Origin of the sequence: Nostoc punctiforme PCC 73102 (genome assembly GCF_000020025.1) — a bacterium.
Taxonomy (GTDB): Bacteria; Cyanobacteriota; Cyanobacteriia; order Cyanobacteriales; family Nostocaceae; genus Nostoc; species Nostoc punctiforme.
Genome location: NC_010628.1, coordinates 3,513,871 through 3,539,057, shown reverse-complemented (window position 1 = coordinate 3,539,057; position 25,187 = coordinate 3,513,871). Strand labels below are relative to the sequence as shown.

The following is a 25,187-nucleotide window of genomic DNA, read 5'->3' as shown; positions in this document are numbered from 1 at the left end:
AGGTAAGTGCATAAGCGCTTTGCCTTCGCGCAGGGTAGGGGCACAGAGTCTTGCCAAATTTAACTCGCTACGAATTAGTTAAATGCTGTACTTGGTTTTTAACATCTCAATAACAACTTCAAGAAATAGCCAATTCCTTGTACTAACGTGAGGATAGCTAATTCTAATTGAGACTTCCAAAAAATTAAATATTCAATAATTTATAATGATTATTAAAAGGCTACTATTGGTAGTTTCTTCCTACCACCTTTTATAGTAAATTTTTATAATGAGATAATTTTAATATTGTATAGAATATATAGATATTAAATTACAAATTCTGAACTTAAGCTATTAGATATATATTAATTAGTAGTAACGTAATAGTGTTAATTATAATTAAAAAATCGACCTTATTGTTAATAAAGTCGATTTAATCAAGCGGATTAATTCATGGAGTCAACCTGAAATCCAAAATCCAAAATATTATGTTCCCTAACTTAGGAGTTCTCCTGTTTCTTGTAGGGAGTGCAAGCGGCGGTAAATGCCTTCTTGATGCAAGAGTTCATCGTGGCTACCCACTTCTACAATCTTTCCTTGCTCCAGAACTACAATTTTATCTGCTTCTCGCACTGTACTTAAACGGTGGGCAATCACAATAGTGGTGCAAGTACCCTGAATCGATCGCATTGCTAGCTGAATTGAACGCTCAGATTCATAATCTAAGCTAGAGGTGGCTTCGTCAAAAATCAGCACGTCTGGGTTCACTAGCAACGCCCTCGCAATTCCCAAGCGCTGTCTTTGTCCTCCAGATAACCTGACACCTCTTTCCCCAACGACGGTATAATAACCTTTAGGTAAGTGCTGCACTACTTCATCGACTCTGGCAATTCTACAAGCTTCCTGAACCTCCTCCAAACTAGCATTTGGTCTGCCGTAGGTGAGATTATCCAATATCGTACCGTTGAAAACATCTACTTCTTGGTGAACGATCGCTAATCTCCGTCTATACTTACCCACATCCAAAGTCCGAATATCTTGACCATCAATCAAAATTTGGCCTTCTTGAGGTTCGAAATATCGCAACAGCAATTTCACTAAAGTAGATTTACCAGAACCGGAACGCCCTACTAATGCCACTGTTTGGTATGGCTCAATCAACAAGTTAATATCTTGCAAAACTTGATGCTTGGCATCATATCCAAAGCTGAGGTGCGATAACTCAACTTTTCCAGTAAATTTATAAGGTGATTCTGTCTGGTTGCTCTCTTCTAAAAGAGTAGCTGAATCAGATGCAGTTGGCTCTTGCAGAAATTCGTGAAACCGCAGCATAGAAGAATAACGACGGGCAAAAACTTCTGCCAAGCTACTAATAGGTTCTAATTCGGCATAAGCCATACTAGAAAGAGTTAAGGTCATGACAAAGTGACCGAGAGAAATTCTCCCATTTACTGTTGCTGCTAAAGTCAAACCCAGAATTGTAAACACACAAAACTGAATTACAGTTCTTTGCCAAGTACCCAGTATCGTATAACCTTTGTGAATGCGATAATCAAGCACTGTTAGTTCACGATCCAAACGTTGCTTTTGCCGTTTCAGTTCTCTAGATTCTGTCGCAAATGCTTTCACCGTTTTGATATTGGTGATTAATTCGGAAGTGCGGCTTTCGGTGTCCTCTCCATATTTATCCAGGCGACTTTCGTACCCAATCAACTGCTGCAAATTCTTCAAGCTGAAACTGAGAATAATTACAAAGGAAATTAGATATAAAATTGCAATTCGCCACTCAATGAACAAGATAAACACAAAAATCCCCAGTACACGAGCTAGTTTAGGAATCAACTGTCCGGCAATTTCTGGATACACCCAAGTGTGGTTAGAAATTCCTCTAGCTACTCTTCCGGCAATACGTCCAGGGTTATTTTCATCATAAAATTCTAGCGGTAGAGTCAGAACTTTAGCGATCGCTGTTTCGTTTTTTTCTCGACGTGCCCTAAAAGCTATATCCCAATGAAACCAATTGGTTAACCAAGGTTGTGTAGGCGCTCTGACTACCGTGACAACGAAAATTAACCCCAGTAATACACTCAAAGATAGAGTTTTATTAACTGGGTAATTGGTGATGTCAGAAAAAGTTGCGATCGCACTTTGAAGTGGTTTATCCAAAGGTTGAGCAGACAAAACGTTTAAAATCTGTCCAATCGCATAAGGTACAACTAAATCAATAACTTCGTAAATGCTAGATGCTGTAATACTGAAAACACTCAACTTCCAGTCAGAGCGAAAGTAATTGACAATATCTTGAAATTTGGCCATGATGCACACCGTCCAAGAGCGCGATCGTAAACTTGGAATTTATATACTACAGACGTATTACACTAGAGTCAATAGTTAGATGACAAATCACTCTTTGGGAGTAGTTGGCAGTTCTTGAGAGAAAAATTTGAGGCGATAGCGATAGAGAGCAACTGGCTGAGAACCAGCTTTAAAGTAATCTGGATCTTGGGGTGAAAGATAAACAGCAGTAACTTGATCTGCTTTAATCGCCCGATTAGATGTTGGAAGTTTATGATAAGCAGTGGTAGATTCTACAGAGTTTAAATAGGGGCGTGAACCGCCTTTAAATAATTGTTGAAACACTTCTGTAGTGATGAACTTGCCATCGGAGGTAGTTTCGGTAGCGCGTGCAGTCACAATAGAAACTAGTTGGTGACTGCTACGCAAGAATGTAATCTGACGATTAGGTGAATCTGGATCTACTTTGACTGATAACACTGCTTCATCCCCTAAATAAGCCCGTGCCAAGTTCAAACTATTAAACGATCTATCTGCTACTAAAATTGGGGATTTATAATCTATCTGAGGAAATATTTTTAACCTAGTAATAGGTGGTTGCTGTTTCACAAATCTTACTACAAAACTCACAGGCTGATTTAATTGTCGGCGATTACCTTCAAACCCTGGAGTTACGATATCTGGTGCTAAAGGTGCGGCTAAATCTACTAAAGTACTGGTAACTTGCCAAGAACCAGCCATCCATTCAGGGTAAACCAAATCACCAGAAGCCTGTTGCACTGAAGTTAATTTTTCCCACTGAGGAAAATTTGCTAACCGTTCAGACAACTCTCCTGCAAGAGCTTCGCTACTCCATAGTAAGAACGAAACAACTAAGCAAAAACTCCAAATCGCCTTCTTTATAAGCATCGGTAGTGTTTGTTTAATATTTATTTTTTATGGAATAAAAATTTATCTTCAGGAAAATAAAGCATTTAAGGTATTGCTCATTATCCAGCTAGCTAATCACACATTGAGCTATGATATGTATTACATAAAATTTTTAGATAAGTTATCATAATTGAGTGTTTGAAAAGTCGATTCTTACTAGTGTACAATTCCATAAAATGCTGATTATCTAATTTATAGTATATCAATATATCAATACCATAAATTTCGGTGAGAGCTAAGTAATTTGCAAAATTAGGAAAATAATAAATGAACGCACGTCAAAATGAAGTTTGTTTGCTCTACTCTGAATCGGATAAAGCTATAGCAAGTCTCCTAGAAGATGCTTTAAATTATTATAGTATTGATGTTTGGCAAGCACAAAATATTTCTATAGGAAGTAAAATCATAAATCAAACAACAGAAATGCTAGATAAAGCTAAATTTGTCATAGTTTTATGGTCAAATAATTCTGTAAAATCTGCCTTGTTAAAAAGTTTAGCTTTGGAAGCGAAAAAAAATAATAAGATTCTGATTCCTGTATTAATTGAAAATATTAAAGTCCCTGGAGAATTTTTAGATATCCAACCAGCTTATCTATTAAATTGGGATGGAGATCACGAAAATGAGCAAATTGTCAAACTTTGGAGACTTATCCAAGACAAAGTTTTGAAATATCGTAGTAAAAAAGTAGGTTTTAATCAATTTATCGCTATTTTCGGTCTAGTATTAACAGGATTAAGTGTAATTATTGCTATTGCCACTCCGGAAGTTAGATGTTTTTTAAAACTACAATGTCCTGAAAATATATCTAGCGGAAAAACTATAAAGTCTTCTGAAGTTACCTCACAATCACCTGCTGAAACTGATTTGCCAAATCCGATTAAAACAACACCCATACCTCAGACTATTCTTGAAAATCCTTTACCAAATAAAACTCCTGCACCTACAGTTCCTGACAAGAGTAACCCAAGTATTCAACAAGAAACAGGATCTCAAGAAACGGTCGAAGTGGAAGGGTTTATTTTTAAGCTTAAAAGCTGCAAAAGATTAAATGAAAATGTAAGATGTGATGTATTGATAACAAATACTCTCAAGGATAGAGTACTTAAAATATACGCTAATTATCCCTCTAAGAGAAGTAAATTCTTGGATTTAGAGGGCATCACATATCCTGCTGAGTCAGTTGAGATTGATGCAGTTAAAGACACTTCTTACGTTAGTCCACAACTTATCCAAAATGCTAATGTTAGGCTGAGTGTTAATTTTCTAGAGATTCCTTCACAAGTCAATAAAGTACAAGTCCTTAATATTGAAGCAGAAGGATTTGACTCACCTAAATCACTTAAAGATATTCAGTTTCGTAACATTGTATTATCTAAATAAATGGTGATTGACGGTTTCGCCAATTACCATTTATCTATATTAAATCTCTGCTGGTAAAGGTTCCCAAAGTTCTCCATACTTTTCTTTTAGAGTCTCCCAAGATTCCACCTGTCCTGGTTCATATTCTCCTGGTTTACCCCATTGCAAAAATAGGCTTAAAGCAGGCTCATGTTTATCATCTAAAAACCGAATAGCATAGGTTGTAAAGTTGCCTCTTTTCGCTTCACCAGTTTCAAATTTTACTTGAATAATTCTATCCATATTCAAGTGAAATTCAAAGCCTTCAGTGTGCATATTCGCATACTTACCTTTTGGTAATTCTGCATAAAATAGCTTTTCAATCTTGCCCCGTGCTTCTAATACAGCCGCACTGCTAGTGACAATTAAACGCAAGGTTCCAAGAGTTTCGCAACCTTCTAAAAATTCTTTCAATGTTGTGGTCATTTGTCATTTGTCCTTTATCATTTGTTATTTGTCGTTGGTTAAACGAGGAGTCCTAACTAATGCCCTATGTCCAATTCCCAATTCCCAATTCCTATTTTTCGTATTGTTCATAAGCAGCAACAATGCGTTGAACTAGAGGATGGCGCACGACATCTTTTTGGGAAAATTCACAAAAGGCAATCCCTTCAACGTGTTTTAAAATTTGTAAAGCCACTCCTAAACCTGATTGTTGGTGAAGTGGTAAATCAGTTTGTGTCATATCGCCTGTAATCACCATCCGCGAACGGAAGCCCAAACGAGTTAAAACCATTTTCATCTGAGCGGGTGTAGTATTTTGAGCTTCATCGACAATGATAAAGGCGTTATTGAGGGTGCGTCCCCGCATATAGGCAAGTGGCGCGACTTCAATCACACCGCGTTCCATTAAACTGGGTACTTTTTCTGGGTCGATGAATTCGTAAATAGCATCGTAAAGTGGGCGAAGATAGGGATTAACTTTCTGCTGTAAGTCTCCAGGCAAAAAACCGAGTTTTTCACCAGCTTCGACGGCAGGGCGAGTTAAAATTAGCTTTTCAACTTGATTGGCAAGGAGTGCTTGTACGGCGACAACAACGGCGAGATAAGTCTTCCCAGTACCAGCAGGCCCAATCCCAAAGGTAAGATCGCGCCTACGGAGTGCGTCGATATATTGACGCTGGCGAAAGGTTTTAGCACGGACTTCTTCGCCCCTGCGACTTTTGGCAAGGACATCTCGCTGTAAATCTTGCAGTTCCCCTTGCCGATCGCTATCTATGGCTTGACGAGCTGTTAAAATATCGGCACTAGTGATGGTATTGCCTTTAATCCAAAGGTCTTCAAGCGATCGCACCAATCGAGAAGCCAGATCGATTTGCTCTTGAGTACCAGAAATCACTAATTCCTGTCCGCGTAGCACTAAATTAGCTCCTGTTTGCCTAGATAGGATTTTGAGATTTTCTTCTCTATCTCCTCCAAGAGCGATCGCACTGGAAACATTCGGCAGCTGAATTGTTAAAGCACCTGCCATAGTATTTTTTAATTCGTAAGGATCTATTTTTGACAAAGGTTAATATTTTCTCGCCAAAGGCGAAATTACGCTTTTTTAATTACATTTTAGAAAAATTTTTGCAACAAATTATCGACACTGGTCAAAAAGAGGAAAAGGGGCAGGGGGCGGGGAGCAGGGGGGAGAATCCCTATAAATGAATGTCTTGGCTCTGAAGTAAGGATGTATTACTTATAATGTTACACATTTTGAAATAAATACTTTTACTCTTGAGCATAAATAAATTTAGTTGTTCTCTAACCCTTGTGGCAGGGTAATTCCAGTATCTTTCTCCCTGCCCACTGCTCCCGTTCGGCTACGCTACCTCGGCTCCGCTCGGCACAAGTCACGGCAAGGCTGCTCCCCTTCCTCTTCGGTGAAGAGTTCAAAAAAAGATCCAAAAATCTTTTTGCTACTTTCCATCTTTACAAAAATTCTGAGCGGAGGTGATCACAACCGCTCAGACTTGCTCTCTAGTTTTAACCTAGCGGAGGCGGGGTTTAACAATGGGTTTAGGCCCATCATTTCCACGCACTTCTCTTCTAGTCGGCGGTGGCGATCGCTCTTCTGTGTCTTCATCAAAAGACATACCTTCGCGGCCCGGAGTGGTACTGCCGTAGATATCCAGGTATGCTGATTGCCCAGCTGCGGCTGCGGCTGCGGCAATTACTGTACGAATCGCCTGAATATTGCGTCCCCCTCGACCAAACACTTTCCCTTTATCTGTGCTTTCAAAGGCGATGCGAACCCAAACCCGGTTTAGGGCCTGAGAAATTTCACAATCGACGCTTAAAGTCTCTGGAGATTCCAAAAATGGCTGCACCAAAAACCGAACCAGATCAACATAGTTGGGACTGGCTGTTGGCAATTTTGTTCCGAAATTATGATGCGGCTGTTGCACTGACCTGTTCAAAAACATTAGCTTTTACTAGAATGCGACGTACGGTGTCAGTGGGTTGAGCGCCTTGTTGTAGTCGCTTGACGATACCGGGAACGTCTAATCGCACTTCATCAGTTCTGGGGTTATAAAATCCCAATTCTTCTAGGGGACGGCCATCACGGCGAGCGAGGTTGTTAATGGCGACAATGCGGTAACTTGCTTCCCGTTTTTTACCGAATCGCTTCAAGCGCAGTTTGATCATGTTGAAGAATCATTCTCCTGTTTAGATATTATTTAGCAACTAGTGGGTGAGGAAGCAACCTAAATCTGGCTATTGCCGAGAAATTGAGGGTTAGTTTCCTCTGCTGATAAATTCTGAGGTCGAAATGCTAATTTTAGCACTGCCTAGCATTTGCTGCTATTAGTCCTTTGTCATTTGTTCTTTGTCATTGGTTAATGACTAAAGATTGCCGAAGCCTTTTTTCTTTTTCTCTTTGGTTTTTTTCTTTTTCGTGCCTGCATCACCACCATAACCCCGCCATCCGGGGGCTGCGGGACGATTGCCAGCTCCTGCGAAAGCGTTGCCCATACCGCCGCCACCGCCGAACATTCCTGGCATTCCAGGGAAGCCACCTTGACCCATTTGCTGCATGAGCGATCGCATTTTTTGGAAATCACCCACCAGTTTAGTCACATCTGACTCTCTATAGCCGGAGCCAGCAGCAATGCGTCGCCGTCGGCTAGGAGAACTGGCTAATAAATCGGGGTCGTGCCGTTCTTGGCGAGTCATGGAGTTAATCATGGCCTCACAGCGCTTAAGCTGGGTTTCTCCCTGCTTGAGTTGGTCGTCTGAAAGCTTGTTCATTCCTGGGATCATCTTGATGAAGCCTCCCAGAGAACCCATGTTCTTCAGCATCCGCAACTGCTTAAGAAAGTCAGTAAAGTCAAATTTTGCTGACAGGATTTTCTCCTGCATTTTCTCAGCATCTGCTAAATCGAACTCTTCCTGGGCTTTTTCTACTAGAGTTAGCACATCGCCCATTCCCAAAATTCGGGATGCCATGCGATCGGGGTAAAAGGGTTGCAGTGCCTCGACTTTCTCACCCACGCCCACAAATTTAATCGGCGCTCCCGAAATCTTTCGCACTGAAAGCGCTGCACCACCACGGCTATCACCATCCATCTTGGTGAGAATTGCCCCAGTAATTCCTATTTGCTCATGAAAGGTGCGAGTGAGATTTGCTGCCTCTTGACCAGTCATCGCGTCCACCACCAACAGAGTTTCATGGGGTTGGACAGTTGCTTTGATGCGGGCTAATTCCGCCATCATATCTTCGTCAATTTGCAGGCGACCAGCAGTATCAATAATTACTGTGTTTACACCCTCTGCCCTAGCGCGTTCTACGCCCTGTCGAGCAATTTCTACGGGATCTGCGTCGCTTCCTAGTTCAAATACTGGTACATCAATTTGCTTACCCAACGTCAGCAACTGGTCGATCGCTGCTGGGCGATATACGTCTGTCGCCACCAACAAACAGCTACGATCTAATTTTCTTAAATGTAAGGCTAACTTAGCCGTCGCTGTGGTTTTACCAGTACCTTGCAAACCAGCCATCAACACAATAGTAGGCTTTTCCTGGGCTTCTGCGATGGGAACATTTTCCTCTCCCATCACCTCCACCAGTTCATCGTGAACAATTTTGATGAACTGTTGATCAGGTCGCACGCCGGTAACTACCTCGGCTCCCTGGGCTTTGGCTTCGACTTCGCTAATAAAATCTTTGACTACCTGGAGATTGACATCTGCCTCCAACAAGGCGCGGCGCACTTCGCGCAATGCATCTTGAATGTTGGATTGAGAAATTTTGTCCTGTCCCCGCAGTTTTTTCCAGGCGGCTTCTAAACGGTCAGATAGAGCATCAAACATAATGTAATTACAGGTAGTTCGCCAATGAGGAATCTTGAACCGCCGATAAATGCGATTCCGAATTTCCGCTAAATTTTAAACGTGCTATTTACCAGCTTAGTAGTTTTCACCGCGACTGTAGCAACCAGATACCTACCTTTATAGAAGATTGAGCTTAAAGTACAATGAGGCGAAGAAGGGCTATTGTACAGCGAGAACCTACATCACATATCGCTATGGCTAGCAACACACTGCTTCAACCCACAGAAATCATCCACTTATCGGGTATCAGTTGGCAAACCTATGAAAACTTGCTAACTGAACTTAGTGCTAGTCGCCGCCTCCGGCTTACTTACAATCGAGGTAGTCTAGAAATCATGGCTCCTTCACCTGAACATGAACGATACAAAAGAATTGCGGGTCGATTTGTTGAAACTCTTGCAGAAGAACTAGAAGTTAGAATTGACTGCCTTGGTTCTACTACTTTCAAGCGCCCAGAACTGAGTGGCGCAGAACCAGATGAATGCTTTTACATTGAAAATATTAATTTCATAAAAGGCAAAAAAAGAATAGATTTATCCCAAGATCCACCGCCAGATTTGGTAGTAGAAATTGATATTACTAACAGTTCTATAAATTGCTTTCAAGTTTATGCCGATATGGGTGTGCCTGAAATCTGGCGATATGATAGTAATGATTTTAGTATTAACATTTTAGAAAATCATAAATATATATCTGTTGAACGGAGTTTAATATTTCCCAATTTGCCATTAACAGAGATTTCTAACTTTTTAGCGCAAGTGGGAGAAAAAGATTATTTAGAATTAGTTAAAGAATTTCGCCAATGGGTTAGAAGCCACATTTAATATTTATTAAAATATTAAAATTGCGAGTTAATTTAGATAGATGTCGCAGCGAATCAAAGTATATTCATACTCAATATACCACTCGTCAAATTCATATATTGGTATTGCTCTTGCGGAAAAAGCATTGCAAGGTTTACCTATTGATATTGAACGAAGACCAATTTATATACCGAAGGAGCGAGGTATAAAGGTAGCTGATTTACAAGGAAGAAGTGAAAGTGCTTTGTTATCATCGTATCACAAAGAAGATTGTTTGCGGTGGGCGAAAAAGTACGGCATTGAAATTCGGCTCAAGGAGTATGAAGAATTTGGTAGGTGGGTCAAGCGCTGGGAGAAAATGAAGTTTGGTCGGGAAGAACTTCCTGCAAGAGCCTATTACGCTGCTTGTGGAACTGGGAAGGAGCATCTGCTTGATGCAGCTTTTTTTCGAGCGACGTACATCGATCTACTTGATGTTAATGATGAGTCTGTGATTAGGAAAGTTGCAAATGATGTCGGGTTAAATGGCGATCGCATTCTTGAGTTAATCTACGGGGAAGCAGCCAAACAAGCAGCAGTGGCAGCTTTGGCAGAATACGAACAGTTTGGCTGTCCTGGAGTCCCGAATTGGGTAGTCGAAGGCGAGAGATTTTGGGGAAAAGATCGCGTTGATTGGGTTGCCGAGAAGGTAAAGCAATTATGTAATATAGCTGTTACCCAAACAGTACAGTAATGTGTGCCGAGTGATAATTTGTCAAGTGAGTCGGCAAAAATCATCACTTTGCCTCTTTGCTTATTCCTGGTCTAACCCCTTAACTAGTTACTGATTTTCTAGTTGTAACTTGACAAATCGGCAACTCAACCACGAACTCTGTACCTTTGCCAAGTTCAGATTGGCAGTAGATTTTGCCGTTATGTTTCTCTGTTACTATCTGGTAGCTGATAGATAGTCCCAGTCCTGTGCCTTTACCGACAACCTTGGTAGTAAAAAATGGATCGAATAGTCGAGAGAGGACTTTTTCATCTATGCCGAGTCCATTGTCGGCTATGCGAATTACAATCCAGTCTTTATTGAGCAGGGAGGTAGAAATTCGGATTTTGCTGGGGTTTTTTGCCAGTCCTTCAGAAAATTCCTGCGTGATTCGTTCTTCTAGAGCATCAATGGCATTGGACAGCAAATTCATAAATACCTGATTCAACTGACCGGGATAGCATTCTATCAGAGGTAACTTACCATAGTCTTTGCTCACATGAATGGTGAGGCTATCACCTGAAGGCTTCAAGCGGTTTTGCAAAATCATCAATGTACTGTCGATGCCTTCATGAATGTTTGCTGGCTTGAAATCGGCTTCGTCTAAACGTGAGAAGTTCCGTAAAGAGGTGACAATTTCACAAATGCGCTCAGTGCCAACCTGCATGGATTGGAATAATTTAGGTAAGTCGTCGACCAAATACTCTATTTCGGCTTTTTTGAAAAACTCTTGGATTTCTGGTGCGGCATCAGGATAATGATGCCAATAAAGCTGCACATAGCGAAGCAATTCTTGCGTATATTGGTGGGCGTGTTCTAAGTTGCCGTGGATGAAATTAATCGGGTTATTAATTTCATGGGCAACTCCCGCTACCAGTTGTCCCAAGCTGGCCATTTTTTCAGCGTGGATAATTTGCATTTGGGCAGTCCGCAGTTCATTCAGAGTCTGCGCGAGTTGATTTGCTTCTTCACGAGTTTGACCCAGCAAACTAGATTGTTGAAACAAGTTGGCTTGACGCAGTGCTACACTCAGTTGAGCCGCCACTTGGGTGACAAATTCCAATTCAGCTTCTTCCCAATGACGTGTATGGGTGCATTGGTGAATGCATAACAAACCCCACAGTTCATCACCTTCCATCAATGGCACAATAATCTGTGCTTTGACTTGGAATCGCTCAATCACATCAAGATGAGGTACTTTGGAGCCAACGCTGTTGACATCAGATATAACTTGCACTTGCCCTTGGCGATATTGCGGTGCATATTGATCGCCGAAGCAATAGTCTTGCACCTTCACAGCAAGAGCAGAATCGAATTTGGGTAACACATCTTCAGCAATAAATTCACCACTGCAAAAACCGACATTCGGATCGAAGCGGAAGATGCCGACTCGATCTGTATTTAGCGATCGCCGCACTTCCTGTACTGTAGTCTTCAAGATTGTCTCTAAATCCAACGATTCCCGAATTTTGACGACCAAATCAAATAAAATCCTCCGCTGTTCAGCCGATTGTTGCAGTTCATCAGCACGAGTTTGAATTTGAGTCACCATTTGAGAACTTTGCAGTGCTACTCCCAGTTGGCTCGCAACCTGTCCCAAAAATTCCACTTCCACACTATCCCACTGGCGCGGTGCAGAATGTTGATAGGCAGCCAGCAATCCCCACAGATTCCGTCCTACAAAAATTGGGGTTAACGCATAAGCACGAATCTTGAACTGTTCCAAAATATCGAGGTGACAGCGTGAGTGTCCGGCTTGGTAAATATCTTCTACAGCAAAATTTTCGTTGTTGCGGTAGCGTCCGCCTTTGGTCTCTTGAAGGTGGGTATCTTCCCAAACGAGATTTTTGCCAAAGGGATTGATGCTGTCCCACTGTGCCTCAACCATGCCGAAATTACTGACGAATTCACCACTCCAGTCTTCATTGAAGCGATAAACGCCAACCCGCTCAACTCGCAGCAGTTTGCACACTTCTTGGCATGTAGTTTTTAGGATTAAATCAATATTGAGAGAGGAGCGAATTTTACCGACTACTTCAGTTAGTGCCCGTTGCCGAGCGATCGCATCTTTGAGAGCAACTGCCTGTTGTTTCGACTGAGCCAAATTCTCGGCTTGCTGAATCGCGACTCCCAATTGTGCCCCTACCTGTCCAAGGAACTCCACTTCGTAATTTGCCCATTGGCGCGGCCCGGAGTGTTGATATGCTGCTATCAGTCCCCATAGTTTTGGACCGATGAAGATGGGCGCTAAGGTATATGCCCGAATCTTGAATTGCTCCAAAATGTCGATGTGACAACGCGAGTGTCCGGCTTGGTAGATGTCGTTAACAACAAAACTTTCGTTATTGCGGTAGCGTCCACCTTTGGTTTCTTGGAGGTGGGTATCTTGCCAAACTAGATTTTTGCCAAAAGGATGGATTCTATGCCACTGTGGCTCTAGCATCCCGAATTGGCTGACAAATTCGCCGCTCCAATCTTCATTAAAGTGATAAATTGCTGCCCGCTCTAACTTCAGGAGTTTGCATAGTTCTTGACAGGCAGTGTCTAGAATAATTTCGGGATTCACAGAGGAGCGAATATTTCCTACCACTTCCGTCAAGGCACGTTGCCGTGCGATCGCATCTTGCAGTTCTCCTGTGCGTTGTTTAGTTTGTTCTAGGGTTTCTGCCTGCTGCATTGCCACACCGAGATGGCTGGCAGCTTGGGCTAAGAATTCAACTTCGTGAGGCCACCATTGGCGAGGAGCAGAGTGTTGATAGGCTGCCAGCATTCCCCACAGTTTTGCACCAATAAAAATCGGTGCGATCGCATAGGCCCGAATCTGAAACTGTTCTAATACTTCAATATGACAACGAGCGTGCCCTGCATCGTAAATATCAGCCACAGCAAACGGCTCATTTTTGCGATATCGCCCTCCCTGAGTTTCTTGCAAATGCGAATCTTGCCACACCAAGTCCTGTCCAAAGGCAGTCAATGCATCCCAAGGATGTTCTGCAAAGCCAAAACGATTAATAAAACTACCGCTCCAGTCAGTGTTGAAGCGGTAAATTGCAACTCGCTCAATCTTTAATTGCCGACAAATATCTTGACAAGAAGTTGAACAGATGGATTCTATGTTTACAGATGCGCGAATCTTAGCCAGAATTCTCGCCAATATTTTTTGGTACTGAACCGTTAACTGTAGCTGTTTGTGACACTCTTGCAGGTCTAATAAGTTCGACGTTTTAGGACTGTTTGTTATCATAAAGTATAAAGAAACTGAAATACCTACTTTTAGTATTCCCTTCTTTATTTTTCAGATTATTAGGTTGAGAGACTATTTATAAAGTAAATCTTAAATATAGGAATCTGGTTTGATTTTGGTTCGCGTAGCGTAGCTATACTTACATGGGAAGGCAAGAGGCAATAGGCAAGAGGAAATAGGAAAGAAGGCTTTTTGAGTTGTAGGGAGTTTTTTCACGCAATCAAATATGAGTTCTATTGCGTATGTTAGCGATAGCGTAACGCACCGTGTTAAATAGGGGTGCGTTAGGCACTTTGATGAAATTTTATGATTGAGTTGCTGTCGGTTTTGAACGCTGTTGTTGGTAAAAACGGACAACTTTTTGCACATACTCAGCAGTGAAACCTTTGTTGCAACCTGTATAGCTACCAGTCATCCACCAACAAGCTGCGCCACGCACAGATGCAATTTCATTATTGTTGGTGGCGCGGAACTGATTGCTTAACTCACGGCGGGTAATGCAAGAGACAACTTGGCGAGCGATCGCAGGATTGTTTTCAAACTGTGTCGGTGTTAATTCTCGTTTGAGACAAGTTCTTGACCAGCCTTTGAGGGTTTCTGGTTTCACTTGCCATTCGCTGTAATATCCATCATTGGGATTTTTTGTTTGCGGTGCAGCCTGTCGCAATGCTTCTACCATTGCTGCAACTTGGGCATCAGAAACCGGTACTGGCTGCTGTGCTTGAGCTAATAATGGCAATAGTCCGAAGCTGACAATAAATCCGTTGAGTAGTAATCCTATAGGGTTTTTTATCATTAGGTAACATCCTGACTTAACAAAGCATTATGGACAGATTAGCGGCTAGCCCTTTCAAGGTGACTCGTAAAATCTCTTATTTTTTCTTAGCGCTCTCTGTGACTCTGCGGTTTATAATTTTATGAACCACAGAGGCGCAGAGGACACAGAGTAAAGAGTTATTAACCAAAATTTTTACCACTTTTAAAGGCTAGGTTAACGACCTACTAAATTTTCTATAGTATCGGCATCATTCGGTAATGCGGCTGTTAAAACTTCGCTACCTTCTGCGGTAACTAGAACATCATCTTCTAGGCGGATTCCGCGCACATCGGCAAATTCAGATAAACGTTGCCAGTTCACCACATTCTGATATTTTGAGCGAACATTGGCATCATTTAAAATTGCTGGTACTTGATAAAAACCAGGTTCAATTGTTACCAACATTCCTGGACGTAGGGGACGATTTAAGCGGAGGTAGCTTAAGCCAAAGCGATCGCTCCTTTTCCGTCCTTCTTCATACCCTGCTAAATCTCCCAAATCTTCCATATCATGGACATCTAAACCCAGTAGATGACCGATACCATGAGGGAAAAACAGCGCGTGGGCATCCATCTCTACCAAATATTGGGGATTTCCTTGGAAAATGCCTAACTCTACTAAACCTTCAGCTATAACCGTGGCAGCTAATAGATGAATATCCTCATACTCTACACCAGGCTGTATTTTGGCAATGCAAGCATCATGAGCCGCCAATACCACATTATAAATATCTCGCTGGGTAGATGAAAACTTGCCGGAAACTGGCCATGTGCGAGTGACATCACCTGCCCAACCCATCTCAGTTTCAGCGCCAACATCGGCAAGTAGTAAATCACCTGGTTGCAAGGGGTGGTGATAGTGTTCGTTATGCAAAACTTCGCCGTGAACGGTGACAATACTGTTGTAAGAGGTGGTCATATTGTGGGCAATAATTACCCCTTCCATCGCTGCGCGAACTTCTGCTTCTAGTTTGGCTTGAGGTGTTGCTGCCATCCCAACTTTGTGTGCTTCAACAGTGACAGCAGCAGCTTTTCGCAACTCGGTTAATGCAGCTTCATCGTGAGTGAGGCGGATAGAAGCGATCGCTTTAGCTAAATCTAAGTCAATTCCTTGGGGAGGACTTTGGGGTAAAACCCATCTATTTAATAGCTGCGATTGTTGCGTCCATGTGGCTGCATCTTGTACAGCAAGTGTGACAGCATCTTCTATCCAAGACTCTAATTCTGTCATTGGTCGAGCCACATCTGCCCCAATCTTCTGGGCTATTTCATTGCGCGTTGGCATTTCTCCATGCCAAAGAGTGCTGCTAGGTGATGGATCGTCCATGAATAGTTCTAGCTTGCCCCCTTCTAAACGAATTGCCGCATTTGGTAATGGTAGTCCGGCAAAATAGAGGAAATGACTGTTAGCGCGAAACGGAAAAGGATTTGCTGGAAAGTTGCGGGGACTGTTGGTACCTGACCACAGAATTACGGGAAACTTAATGAGGTTTGCTAATTTTTGCCGTCGCAGGCGTAAACAATCGGCGAGGGAAGTAGAAGTTTGTGGGATAAGCATAAATGGAAACCCAAGGTTATAGTTTTGCCTTTATTTAATCGTTATCGTCTTTATCGTCGTGTTTATCATCTTTGCGATCGCTATGTTTGTCATCATCATCTTTGTCTTTCTGCTTAGGTTGTTGGATAGGTTCTATGACTGGTTTTTGTTGCTCAGTTGGAGCAGATGGTTGTGGTACCTCAACAACACAGCTAACTAATCCTCCAGAAATTAGCGCTAAGTTGACAGCAGCAAAGATGCTTCTGAAGATTTTTATCCTCATATTTCCGTTTTGCTTGAACATTTACCCTAGTTTGTGGAGATTGTATTCCTAATTTATAAGGTACTGTATATGGCGGTTTCCATTTTGATGTAACAGCATGGCTGTGCGCCCTTACGAACCAGTGGCTGTATTCCACATCGAAAACTTCTATAGACTAATACGCTTGGGTTAAAGCTATAACTTTTTGTCAACAAGTGGAAAAGGGGCACAGAGGCGTAGAGAAACAATAAATGCTTAACTGAACTTTAGTGTGTTATGGGCGCGTAGAAATGGGCTTAGAAATAATGTTAACTATCGGCATAAATCTCTAACACACTCCTGATAAGTATATTGCTGTCTAATTTTTAGGGTGACTCTAATGGGACAAATCATTACCCAGGTTGATGCTTTTACCAATAGACCTTTTGCAGGAAATCCTGCTGCTGTCTGTGTTTTGCCTACTCGCCAAAATGAACGCTGGATGCAGAATGTGGCACAGGAGATGAATTTATCTGAGACGGCTTTTTTAGTTAAACAGGATGATGGCTTCAATTTGCGTTGGTTTACGCCGACGATAGAAGTGCCTCTTTGTGGTCATGCAACCTTAGCTAGTGCCCATGTACTTTGGTCAGAGGGGCATTTGTCGGAGAATGAAGTTGCACGGTTCTACACCAAAAGCGGAGTGCTGATTGCTAAATTGCAAGGTGAGTGGATTGAGTTAGATTTTCCTGTGAATCACTCACAAGAAACAGTCGCTCCACGAGAACTCAAGCAAGCTTTGGGTGTACCTTACAAATCTGTTTTCTTAAATTCTTTTGGCTATTTAGTGGAATTGGAATCTGAAGATTTGGTACGGCAAGTACAGCCAAATTTTCAAATATTAAAAACTTTGCCTATTTCTGAGATCATTGTCACCAGCCTTACCGACTCTGATTCTGAATATGATTTCGTCTCTCGTTTATTTGCACCGGGTTTAGGAATTGATGAAGACCCTGTAACTGGCGCTACCCATTGCTGTCTTGCTCCCTTCTGGCGCGATCGCTTACACAAAGATGAGTTATTGGCTTATCAAGCATCCCGTCGCGGTGGAGTGGTAAAAGTACGCTATACCGGAGGCGATCGCGTTTTTATCGCCGGACAAGCGGTAACTGTTTTGCGAGGTGAGTTATTTACCATTTGAAGGAGGCAGGTGGCAGAAGGCAGGTGGCAGGAGGTTTTGTTCAGAAGGGAATTCTGACCCCTCCTAGCCAAAACAATGGCATTGTCAGGCGATACAATGGCATTGTCAGGCGATACAATCGCATTATCAGGCGATGCAATGGCATTGCCAGTCAAAACAATCACATTGTCAGGCGATGCAATGGCATTGTTAGTTGATGCAATCACATTGTCAGTCGATGCAATGGCAATATTTAGTTTTAAAATGTCTACTAAAAATACAAATAATCGAAATCTGCTCGCATCTCGTGACTGGCCAATCGAGCAATTACCTGGACTAAGCCACGACGAACAATCACAACTGCAAAATTGTGGGATTGATACCACAGTAGCGCTAGTCAAACAAGGAAAGACTCTAGAGGCACGGCTGGCGTTAGCAAATAAATTACAGATTCATCTTCAGTATGTAAATAAATGGATAGCTTTAGCTGATTTGGCGCGTATTCCTAGTGTAGGCATACAATATTGTGGTTTATTGCTCCATGCAGGTATTGGTTCCGTGGCACAGTTGGCACAGACTCCCACTCACCGATTGCACCAACAAATTATGCGCTTGCAAGTAGCAACAATGCAGCGACGAGACTTGTGTCCAGCAATTGAGCTAGTACAACAGTGGAGTCAGCAAGCGCAAGCAATTAGGTGATTGGAGATTGGGGATTGGGGATTGAGGAAACTACCCAGTACCCAGTACCTAGTACCCAGTCCCTAATCCTTAGCTAAAACACCATTAAGGAAGATATCAGCGAGTCCTTCAGCCATTTCCTGCATTTGTTGGGGGGAAGCGTCAGGTTCGATGAGGGTGTTGTTAGAAAAACCTGCGATCGCAAACATTCCCAAGAAAACTTTCGCAACTAGCTTTGCGTCCATTTTGCGATAAATGCCTTTATCCATTGCTGTTTGGAAGAATGCTTCGCCGACATCGGTCATTTTAGTAATGACTTCTAATTGAATGCGATCGCGCAAATCAGGATGAAATTGCACCTCCATAAAACAAACGCGCATCAAATCGGCATTTTTTTGAAAGTTCCACATCCGGCGACGCATCACTTGAGCTACAGCTTTATAGCTGCCCATTTCACTTAATTCTGTTAGCAAATCTGTTAAAATTTCTACCCAGCCACTCGTGGCTACTTCTACTAAAATTGCTTTTTTATTGGGAAAATGACGAAATAAAGTGCCTTCAGCTACACCTGCCGCCTGCGCTAAATCACGGGTGGTAGTGCCATCAAATCCTTGAGAGGCGAACAACCGTTGTGCTGCCTGTAAAATTCGGGTGCGCGTCTGAGCCTCTGAGGGTGGGGAAGAATTAAAAACTCGCATAACAGTTATGGTGAAATGTGCGGAACACGATTTGTAGCATTATTGTCTAACGTCAAGTAAAAAAGCTCAACAAGCTTAATACAACATTAACGTCCTTTTGCTAAGTATCCTGTTTCTCAGGTAGTGTAACTTTATCTTAATTTTTGCTTATGAACCAGATCAGTCGGTCAATTTTGGATTTATTACGGCGGTTGTTTGTCACTTTGTTGGCTTTGATCGTTTTCTGGTGGGGATTGCTACCAGAAATTGCTCTGGCTCAAACTCAAGTTGCACCTCCTCAAGAAACCAAAACTCAAACTCCACCAGTTCAAAATTCGATCCAACCTTATCTGGATCGAGTTATTAAACAGTTAACGGAGTTTCGCCTCGACAATGGTCTAAAATTCCTTGTCTTAGAACGGCATCAAGCGCCTGTGGTTTCCTTCCTGACTTATGCAAATGTTGGAGGTGTGGATGAGCCAGATGGTAAAACCGGTGTAGCTCACTTTCTAGAACATTTGGCGTTTAAAGGTACAACGCGCATTGGTACGCAAGACTACAAAGCAGAAAAACCTCTACTAGAGAGATTGCAGCAGTTAGATACTCAAATTAAAGCAGCGAAAGCCGATGGCAAAAAAGACGAGGTTGCTCAATTAGAAACTGAGTTCAAGCAAGTAGAATCACAAGCAGGTAAGCTTGTCAAGCAAAACGAATTGGGACAAATTGTGGAACAAGCGGGAGGTGTGGGTTTAAATGCCAATACTTCAACCGAAGCTACCCGTTATTTTTACAGTTTTCCTGCCAATAAGCTGGAACTGTGGATGTCGCTGGAGTCGGAACGGTTTCTCGATCCGGTAATTCGTCGTGAGTTTTATAAAGAGAAAGATGTCATTTTAGAAGAACGACGGCTGCGGGTAGAGAATTCACCGATTGGACAAATGGTGGAAAAGTTTATCGATACTGCTTATAAAGTCCATCCTTACAAGCGTCCGGTAATTGGTTATGACCAAGATATCCGCAATCTGACACCAGATGATGTCCAAAATTTCTTTGATACTCACTACGTACCAAGTAATTTAGCGATCGCTATTGTTGGAGATGTTAACCCGGCTGAAGTGAAAAAACTGGCGCAAACTTATTTTGGCCGCTATAAAGCAAAAACCAAAGCTGTTGAACAAATCCCCGTGGAACCGCCACAAAAACAAACACAAGAAGTTACTTTACAACTACCTTCTCAACCCTGGTATTTAGAAGGTTATCATCGCCCAGCAGTTACCCATCCAGATAATGCAACCTATGAAATCATTGGTAGTTTATTAAGTGATGGGCGCACGTCGCGCTTGTATAAGTCTTTGGTAGAAAAACAGCGTTTGGCGCTAAATGCCCAAGGTTTTAGCGGTTTTCCTGGAGATAAGTACCCAAACCTGATGTTATTCTATGCTCTCACGGCTCCTGGTCATACAGTTGATGAGTTGGCGGTGGCTTTGCGCCAAGAAATTGACAAATTAAAAACTGAGCCTGTCGCGGCGATTGATTTGGAACGGGTGAAAACCCAAGCACGGGCGGGTTTGTTACGTACTCTCGATTCAAATATGGGGATGGCTCAACAATTGTTGGAATATGAGGTGAAAACTGGCTCTTGGCGGAATTTGTTTAAGCAGTTGGATGATATTTCGGCGGTAACGACGGCTGATATTCAGCGAGTGGCGAAGGAGACGTTTACGCCAGGAAATCGCACGATTGGTAAGTTGTTGTCGAAAGAAGGATGAAAAACGAACCGCAGAGGCGCTGAGGGCGCAAAGGTAGAGAGATATGAAGAGGTACAAGGTGAAGGGTAAAAGGCAGATGGCGTTGAAAATCAAAAATGGGAAGGGGTTAATTTATGCTTTAGTTGCTGTTTTTGCGTGTTTACTTTTAACTTGTAATTTTTCTCTGGCGGCGACGACTGAGGCAAAGCATTATAGTGAGTTGCAGTTGCCAGCGCTACCTGAGATTAAGATACCGAAATATGAACGGTTTGTTCTCCAAAATGGCTTGGTTGTCTATTTGATGGAGGATCACGAGTTGCCGTTGGTGAATGGGACGGCGTTTGTGCGGACAGGAAATCGCCTGGAACCAATGGAAAAAGTTGGGTTAGCTGGTTTTACAGGCGCGGTAATGCGAACTGGGGGAACTAAGCAACATTCGGCTGATGAACTCAACGAGATATTGGAACAGCGGGCGGCATCTGTAGAAGCTAGTATTGGTGAAAGCTCTGGTAGTGCTAGCTTTGATGCCCTGAGTGAAGATTTAGAAACGGTGTTTGGGCTATTTGCCGAGGTGCTGCGATCGCCAGCATTTGCTCAAGAAAAGCTAGACTTGGCTAAGACACAAGCTAAGGGTGGCATTGCCCGCCGCAATGACAATCCAGATGGGATTGCTAGTCGAGAATTTAAAAAATTAATCTATGGCAAAGATAGTCCATACTCTCGCACCATAGAGTATGCAACGGTGGATCGGGTTGAGCGTGAGGATTTGCTGAAGTTTTATCAGCAATATTTCCACCCCAATAATATAATTTTGGGGATTGTGGGGGATTTTGACTCTAAGAAAATGCGATCGCTCGTTCAAGCTAAGTTTGGCGACTGGAATCGCAACCCAGGTATTGCTAAACCGAAATTACCATCGGTTTCGCCAGCTAATACAGGTGGAGTCTTTTTTGTCAATCAGCCGCAATTAACCCAAAGTAGTGTGCTTCTCGGCCATTTAGGCGGACGGTTTGACAGTCCCGATTATGCAGCGCTGGATGTCTTGAATGGGGTGTTAAATGGATTTGGTGGACGCTTATTTAATGAATTGCGATCGCGCCAAGGTTTAGCTTACTCTGTTTATGGCGAGTGGAGTCCCCGCTACGATTATCCTGGCATATTTATTGCTGGTGGACAAACGCGATCGGACGCTACCGTGCAGTTTGTCAAAGCCTTACAAGCTGAAATCAAGCGCATTCAAACTCAAAGAGTGACAGCAAAAGAACTGGCTTTTGCCAAAGAATCTACACTCAACTCCTTTGTATTCAACTTTCAAGACCCCAGCCAAACCTTATCACGGTTGATGCGATACGAATATTACGGCTATCCGGCTGATTTTCTCTTTCGCTATCAAAAAGCCGTCGCCGCCACCACAGCTGCTGACGTGCAACGGGTAGCACGAGAATACCTCAAGCCAGAAAAGCTCGTGACTCTAGTGGTGGGGAATCAAACCGCCATTCAACCACCATTGACGCAGCTAGCAGCGCAGGTGACACCAATAGATGTAACGATTCCTGGTTCGCAGCCACAGGCGAAGAATTAATCCAAATTGCGATCGTAACGATAAGTAGAGACGTGAGAAATCGCGTCTCTACCCATTTAGAAGGACAAACAAGATCAAAATATAAATCATCTCTTTTAAAGACGAAACTCCTTTATTTTTGTCTTGAAAATTAGCCCCAAAAAGTTAAATGACTAAGATTTTATTGCAAAATACAAGTGATGTAGTCTGGATTTTTAGCTTAATGTTATCTCAGACTAAATCAATTAATATCGCTGGATTTTGTGAGGTACATCAATAGTCATGATCGTAATATCTAACCTGCATCCTAATAATGACGTGAATCTCATCACCGAACTAACCGATTGGGAAATGAGAACTGTAGAGGGTGGGAGAAGAAGATCCAGAAGAGACGATGAAGATACTGCTACCACGCTTTCAACACAGAAGGTAAAAGAGACTGTTAATGATTGGTTAAGCAAGATGGAAGAGCAAATAGTAGACCTACGAAAACAACTGACTGGTTTACAATAATTTTGAGCAATTAAGAATTTTATAGTCATTAGGCTCGTGCGCTCTTAGATTAATTAAGGGCGCACTATTTTTTTTAGAGATTTTTGCAATTGATTGAATGCATAACTTTAAATATGGTTTGATTAAAGTTTAGCCCTGCCGAATATCATGTTTGTCTACACAAGACTTCACGAGCCTAAAAACTTTTATACAGTACTTTGATGAAGTATACCCCTCCCAACCCTCTCTTTTTCAAGGTGCGTGACAGTGCAGGTGGAGTATTTTTGTACTTCACAAACTTGAAATCTCCTAATCCGCTACTCTATTAGTATCAATTAGGATAGGACGCTAAAAATGGTAATCCTAAATCATTCATGAAAAGTTAGACCCTCGACTTCTCAAAGAAGTTGGTAATCTTGAGAGCGCTAATTTTCACAAATAACATAGGATGTTTATCAAACATTTTTTGAATAAAACTAAAGCTACCAATAAAGACGCAATCCATTTATTTATGTCTTACAAATCAGGTTTACAAGCTTGATTTTTATAAAATTTATGAATAAAAATGTAATCAGCAGTTAAGCAATACACAGCTTAATCGCTGCCAAATCTACTCGACTGTGACGAATTACTTTAGGAGAAAATTATGGCGAGTATCGCTCTTTCACAACTAAATACCACTGGTTCTGAACTGTTCCAAGATTCTGAAAGCTTCCTCAGCGACCTGAACAATGTAGATACCATCACTATTTATGGTGGTGGCAATGAAGGTGAAGTTTCCAATGTTGCCGAGGGTATCGAGCCACTTTTAGGTTATGGCACTAAGGGACTAGAGTTCGGATTGATGGGCTTTGGAGCTAGCTTGACTGCACACATCGTCAAGTCATTTAGCGACACAGATACTGACCTGTAATTGACTACTAAGCTACATTTCTCTATGTAACTTTTTGAATTAGCGATTAAGCAATACACGGCTTAATCGCTGCCAAATCTGCTCAACTGTGACAATTATTCTAGGAGAAAATCATGGCAAGTATCGCTCTTTCGCAACTAAATACCACTGGTTCTGAACTGTTCCAAGATTCTGAAAGCTTCCTCAGCGACCTAAACAATGTAGATACCATCACTATTTATGGTGGTGGTGATGAAGGTGATGTTTCCAATGTTTCTGAAGGTATTGAGCCACTTTTAGCTTATGGCATTAAGGGACAAGAGTTCGCATTGTTAGGCTTTGGAGCTAGCTTGACTGCACACATCGTCAAGTCATTTAGCGACACAGATACTAACCTGTAATTGACTACTGAGCTACATTGCTCTGTGGAAGTTTCTGAATTAGCGATTAAGTAATACACGGCTTAATCGCTGGTAAATCTGCTCAACTGTAACAATTATTTTAGGAGAAAATTATGGCGAGTATCGCTCTTTCGCAACTAAATACCACTGGTTCTGAACTGTTCCAAGATTCTGAAAGCTTCCTCAGCGACCTGAACAATGTAGATACTATCACTATTTATGGTGGTGGCGATGAAGGTGAAGTTTCCAATGTTTCTGAAGGTATTGAGCCACTTTTAGCTTATGGCATTAAGGGACAAGAGTTCGCATTGTTAGGCTTTGGAGCTAGCTTGACTGCACACATCGTCAAGTCATTTAGCGACACAGATACTCACTATTAATTGACTACTGAGCTACATTGCTCTGTGTAAGTTTTTGAATTAGCGATTAAGTAATACACGGCTTAATCGCTGGTAAATCTGCTCAACTGTAACAATTATTTTAGGAGAAAATCATGGCAAGTATCGCTCTTTCGCAACTAAATACCACTGGTTCTGAACTGTTCCAAGATTCTGAAAGCTTCCTCAGCGACCTAAACAATGTAGATACCATCACTATTTATGGTGGTGGTGATGAAGGTGATGTTTCCAATGTTTCTGAAGGTATTGAGCCACTTTTAGCTTATGGCATTAAGGGACAAGAGTTCGCATTGTTAGGCTTTGGAGCTAGCTTGACTGCACACATCGTCAAGTCATTTAGCGACACAGATACTAACCTGTAATTGACTACTGAGCTACATTGCTCTGTGGAAGTTTCTGAATTAGCGATTAAGTAATACACGGCTTAATCGCTGGTAAATCTGCTCAACTGTAACAATTATTTTAGGAGAAAATTATGGCGAGTATCGCTCTTTCGCAACTAAATACCACTGGTTCTGAACTGTTCCAAGATTCTGAAAGCTTCCTCAGCGACCTGAACAATGTAGATACTATCACTATTTATGGTGGTGGCGATGAAGGTGAAGTTTCCAATGTTTCTGAAGGTATCGAGCCACTTTTAGCTTATGGCATTAAGGGACAAGAGTTCGCATTGTTAGGCTTTGGAGCTAGCTTAGTTGCACACATCGTCAAGTCATTTAGCGACACAGATACTCACTATTAATTGACTATTAAGCTACATTTCTCTGTGTAAGTTTTTGAATTAGCGATTAAGTAATACACGGCTTAATCGCTGGTAAATCTGCTCAACTGTAACAATTATTT

General features: G+C 42.0%; 25 protein-coding genes. 13 read left to right on the top strand and 12 right to left on the bottom strand.

Annotated elements, in window-relative coordinates; translation table 11 throughout:
* Window positions 1–474 precede the first annotated feature (474 nt).
* Both NPUN_RS14575 and NPUN_RS14570 read right to left on the bottom strand, forming a co-directional pair.
* Entirely contained in the window at window positions 475–2,295 is a 1,821-nt protein-coding gene (locus NPUN_RS14575; RefSeq protein ID WP_012409388.1) for an ABC transporter ATP-binding protein, read from the bottom strand.
* A gap of 87 nt (window positions 2,296–2,382) precedes the next feature.
* Complete coding sequence (locus NPUN_RS14570) at window positions 2,383–3,183, bottom strand: DUF6816 family protein (RefSeq protein ID WP_012409387.1); 801 nt, start codon at window positions 3,181–3,183, stop codon at window positions 2,383–2,385.
* Between the two features lie 288 nt (window positions 3,184–3,471).
* Here NPUN_RS14570 and NPUN_RS14565 point away from each other — a divergent pair, with 288 nt between their 5' ends.
* Window positions 3,472–4,587: a toll/interleukin-1 receptor domain-containing protein gene (locus NPUN_RS14565; RefSeq protein WP_012409386.1), complete on the top strand. Its 1,116-nt coding sequence runs from the start codon at window positions 3,472–3,474 to the stop codon at window positions 4,585–4,587.
* 39 nt (window positions 4,588–4,626) lie between these two features.
* On the opposite strand, the gene NPUN_RS14560 is transcribed toward NPUN_RS14565, so the two are convergent.
* The 5 genes from NPUN_RS14560 to ffh form a co-directional block, all read right to left on the bottom strand.
* On the bottom strand, window positions 4,627–5,031 hold the full coding sequence (locus NPUN_RS14560) for a ChuX/HutX family heme-like substrate-binding protein (RefSeq protein WP_012409385.1): 405 nt from the start codon (window positions 5,029–5,031) through the stop codon (window positions 4,627–4,629).
* A gap of 91 nt (window positions 5,032–5,122) precedes the next feature.
* The gene (locus NPUN_RS14555) at window positions 5,123–6,076 is read right to left on the bottom strand and encodes a PhoH family protein (RefSeq protein ID WP_012409384.1); all 954 of its coding nucleotides are present in this window, start codon (window positions 6,074–6,076) and stop codon (window positions 5,123–5,125) included.
* A 502-nt stretch (window positions 6,077–6,578) separates the two neighbouring features.
* A complete protein-coding gene (locus NPUN_RS14550) occupies window positions 6,579–7,013 on the bottom strand; it encodes a KH domain-containing protein (protein WP_012409383.1) in 435 nt (144 codons plus the stop codon).
* On the bottom strand, window positions 6,976–7,236 hold the full coding sequence (rpsP, locus tag NPUN_RS14545) for a 30S ribosomal protein S16 (protein ID WP_012409382.1): 261 nt from the start codon (window positions 7,234–7,236) through the stop codon (window positions 6,976–6,978). Before rpsP ends, NPUN_RS14550 begins: the two co-directional genes overlap by 38 nt.
* Window positions 7,237–7,434: 198 nt before the next feature.
* Window positions 7,435–8,901: a signal recognition particle protein gene (gene ffh, locus NPUN_RS14540; RefSeq protein ID WP_012409381.1), complete on the bottom strand. Its 1,467-nt coding sequence runs from the start codon at window positions 8,899–8,901 to the stop codon at window positions 7,435–7,437.
* A gap of 215 nt (window positions 8,902–9,116) precedes the next feature.
* Between ffh and NPUN_RS14535 the strand changes: the two genes are divergently transcribed.
* Both NPUN_RS14535 and NPUN_RS14530 read left to right on the top strand, forming a co-directional pair.
* Window positions 9,117–9,746, top strand: a complete 630-nt coding sequence (locus NPUN_RS14535) for a Uma2 family endonuclease (protein ID WP_041565410.1) — start codon at window positions 9,117–9,119, stop codon at window positions 9,744–9,746.
* Window positions 9,747–9,870: 124 nt separating this feature from the next.
* The gene (locus NPUN_RS14530) at window positions 9,871–10,458 is read left to right on the top strand and encodes a DsbA family protein (protein ID WP_234711101.1); all 588 of its coding nucleotides are present in this window, start codon (window positions 9,871–9,873) and stop codon (window positions 10,456–10,458) included.
* A gap of 79 nt (window positions 10,459–10,537) precedes the next feature.
* Here NPUN_RS14530 and NPUN_RS14525 read toward each other — a convergent pair whose 3' ends face one another.
* The 4 genes from NPUN_RS14525 to NPUN_RS14510 all read right to left on the bottom strand — a co-directional run bounded on the left by NPUN_RS14525 (window position 10,538) and on the right by NPUN_RS14510 (window position 16,356).
* Window positions 10,538–13,720, bottom strand: a complete 3,183-nt coding sequence (locus NPUN_RS14525) for a GAF domain-containing sensor histidine kinase (RefSeq protein ID WP_012409378.1) — start codon at window positions 13,718–13,720, stop codon at window positions 10,538–10,540.
* 304 nt (window positions 13,721–14,024) lie between these two features.
* Entirely contained in the window at window positions 14,025–14,516 is a 492-nt protein-coding gene (locus NPUN_RS14520; protein WP_012409377.1) for a hypothetical protein, read from the bottom strand.
* 195 nt (window positions 14,517–14,711) lie between these two features.
* The gene (locus NPUN_RS14515) at window positions 14,712–16,094 is read right to left on the bottom strand and encodes an aminopeptidase P family protein (RefSeq protein ID WP_012409376.1); all 1,383 of its coding nucleotides are present in this window, start codon (window positions 16,092–16,094) and stop codon (window positions 14,712–14,714) included.
* A 34-nt stretch (window positions 16,095–16,128) separates the two neighbouring features.
* A complete protein-coding gene (locus NPUN_RS14510; protein ID WP_041565409.1) occupies window positions 16,129–16,356 on the bottom strand; it encodes a hypothetical protein in 228 nt (75 codons plus the stop codon).
* Between the two features lie 358 nt (window positions 16,357–16,714).
* On the opposite strand from NPUN_RS14510, the gene NPUN_RS14505 reads away from it, so the two are divergent.
* Both NPUN_RS14505 and NPUN_RS14500 read left to right on the top strand, forming a co-directional pair.
* On the top strand, window positions 16,715–17,515 hold the full coding sequence (locus NPUN_RS14505) for a PhzF family phenazine biosynthesis protein (protein ID WP_012409374.1): 801 nt from the start codon (window positions 16,715–16,717) through the stop codon (window positions 17,513–17,515).
* Window positions 17,516–17,758: 243 nt separating this feature from the next.
* Entirely contained in the window at window positions 17,759–18,196 is a 438-nt protein-coding gene (locus tag NPUN_RS14500) for a DUF4332 domain-containing protein (RefSeq protein WP_041566150.1), read from the top strand.
* A gap of 62 nt (window positions 18,197–18,258) precedes the next feature.
* Here NPUN_RS14500 and NPUN_RS14495 read toward each other — a convergent pair whose 3' ends face one another.
* Window positions 18,259–18,873, bottom strand: coding sequence for a TetR/AcrR family transcriptional regulator (locus NPUN_RS14495; protein ID WP_012409372.1), 615 nt, complete (start codon window positions 18,871–18,873; stop codon window positions 18,259–18,261).
* A 149-nt stretch (window positions 18,874–19,022) separates the two neighbouring features.
* On the opposite strand from NPUN_RS14495, the gene NPUN_RS14490 reads away from it, so the two are divergent.
* From NPUN_RS14490 to NPUN_RS14455, 8 genes are all read left to right on the top strand, one after another.
* The gene (locus tag NPUN_RS14490) at window positions 19,023–20,621 is read left to right on the top strand and encodes a M16 family metallopeptidase (RefSeq protein WP_012409371.1); all 1,599 of its coding nucleotides are present in this window, start codon (window positions 19,023–19,025) and stop codon (window positions 20,619–20,621) included.
* Between the two features lie 43 nt (window positions 20,622–20,664).
* On the top strand, window positions 20,665–22,182 hold the full coding sequence (locus NPUN_RS14485) for a M16 family metallopeptidase (protein WP_041565408.1): 1,518 nt from the start codon (window positions 20,665–20,667) through the stop codon (window positions 22,180–22,182).
* A gap of 261 nt (window positions 22,183–22,443) precedes the next feature.
* Window positions 22,444–22,674, top strand: coding sequence for a hypothetical protein (locus NPUN_RS14480; protein ID WP_041565407.1), 231 nt, complete (start codon window positions 22,444–22,446; stop codon window positions 22,672–22,674).
* Between the two features lie 625 nt (window positions 22,675–23,299).
* Window positions 23,300–23,566 (top strand): hypothetical protein, encoded by a 267-nt coding sequence (locus tag NPUN_RS14475; RefSeq protein WP_012409369.1) that lies wholly within the window; start codon window positions 23,300–23,302, stop codon window positions 23,564–23,566.
* Between the two features lie 113 nt (window positions 23,567–23,679).
* Entirely contained in the window at window positions 23,680–23,946 is a 267-nt protein-coding gene (locus tag NPUN_RS14470) for a hypothetical protein (RefSeq protein ID WP_012409367.1), read from the top strand.
* A 113-nt stretch (window positions 23,947–24,059) separates the two neighbouring features.
* On the top strand, window positions 24,060–24,326 hold the full coding sequence (locus tag NPUN_RS14465; protein ID WP_012409368.1) for a hypothetical protein: 267 nt from the start codon (window positions 24,060–24,062) through the stop codon (window positions 24,324–24,326).
* Window positions 24,327–24,439: 113 nt separating this feature from the next.
* Entirely contained in the window at window positions 24,440–24,706 is a 267-nt protein-coding gene (locus tag NPUN_RS14460) for a hypothetical protein (protein ID WP_012409367.1), read from the top strand.
* Window positions 24,707–24,819: 113 nt separating this feature from the next.
* Window positions 24,820–25,086: a hypothetical protein gene (locus NPUN_RS14455; protein ID WP_012409366.1), complete on the top strand. Its 267-nt coding sequence runs from the start codon at window positions 24,820–24,822 to the stop codon at window positions 25,084–25,086.
* Window positions 25,087–25,187: the final 101 nt, after the last annotated feature.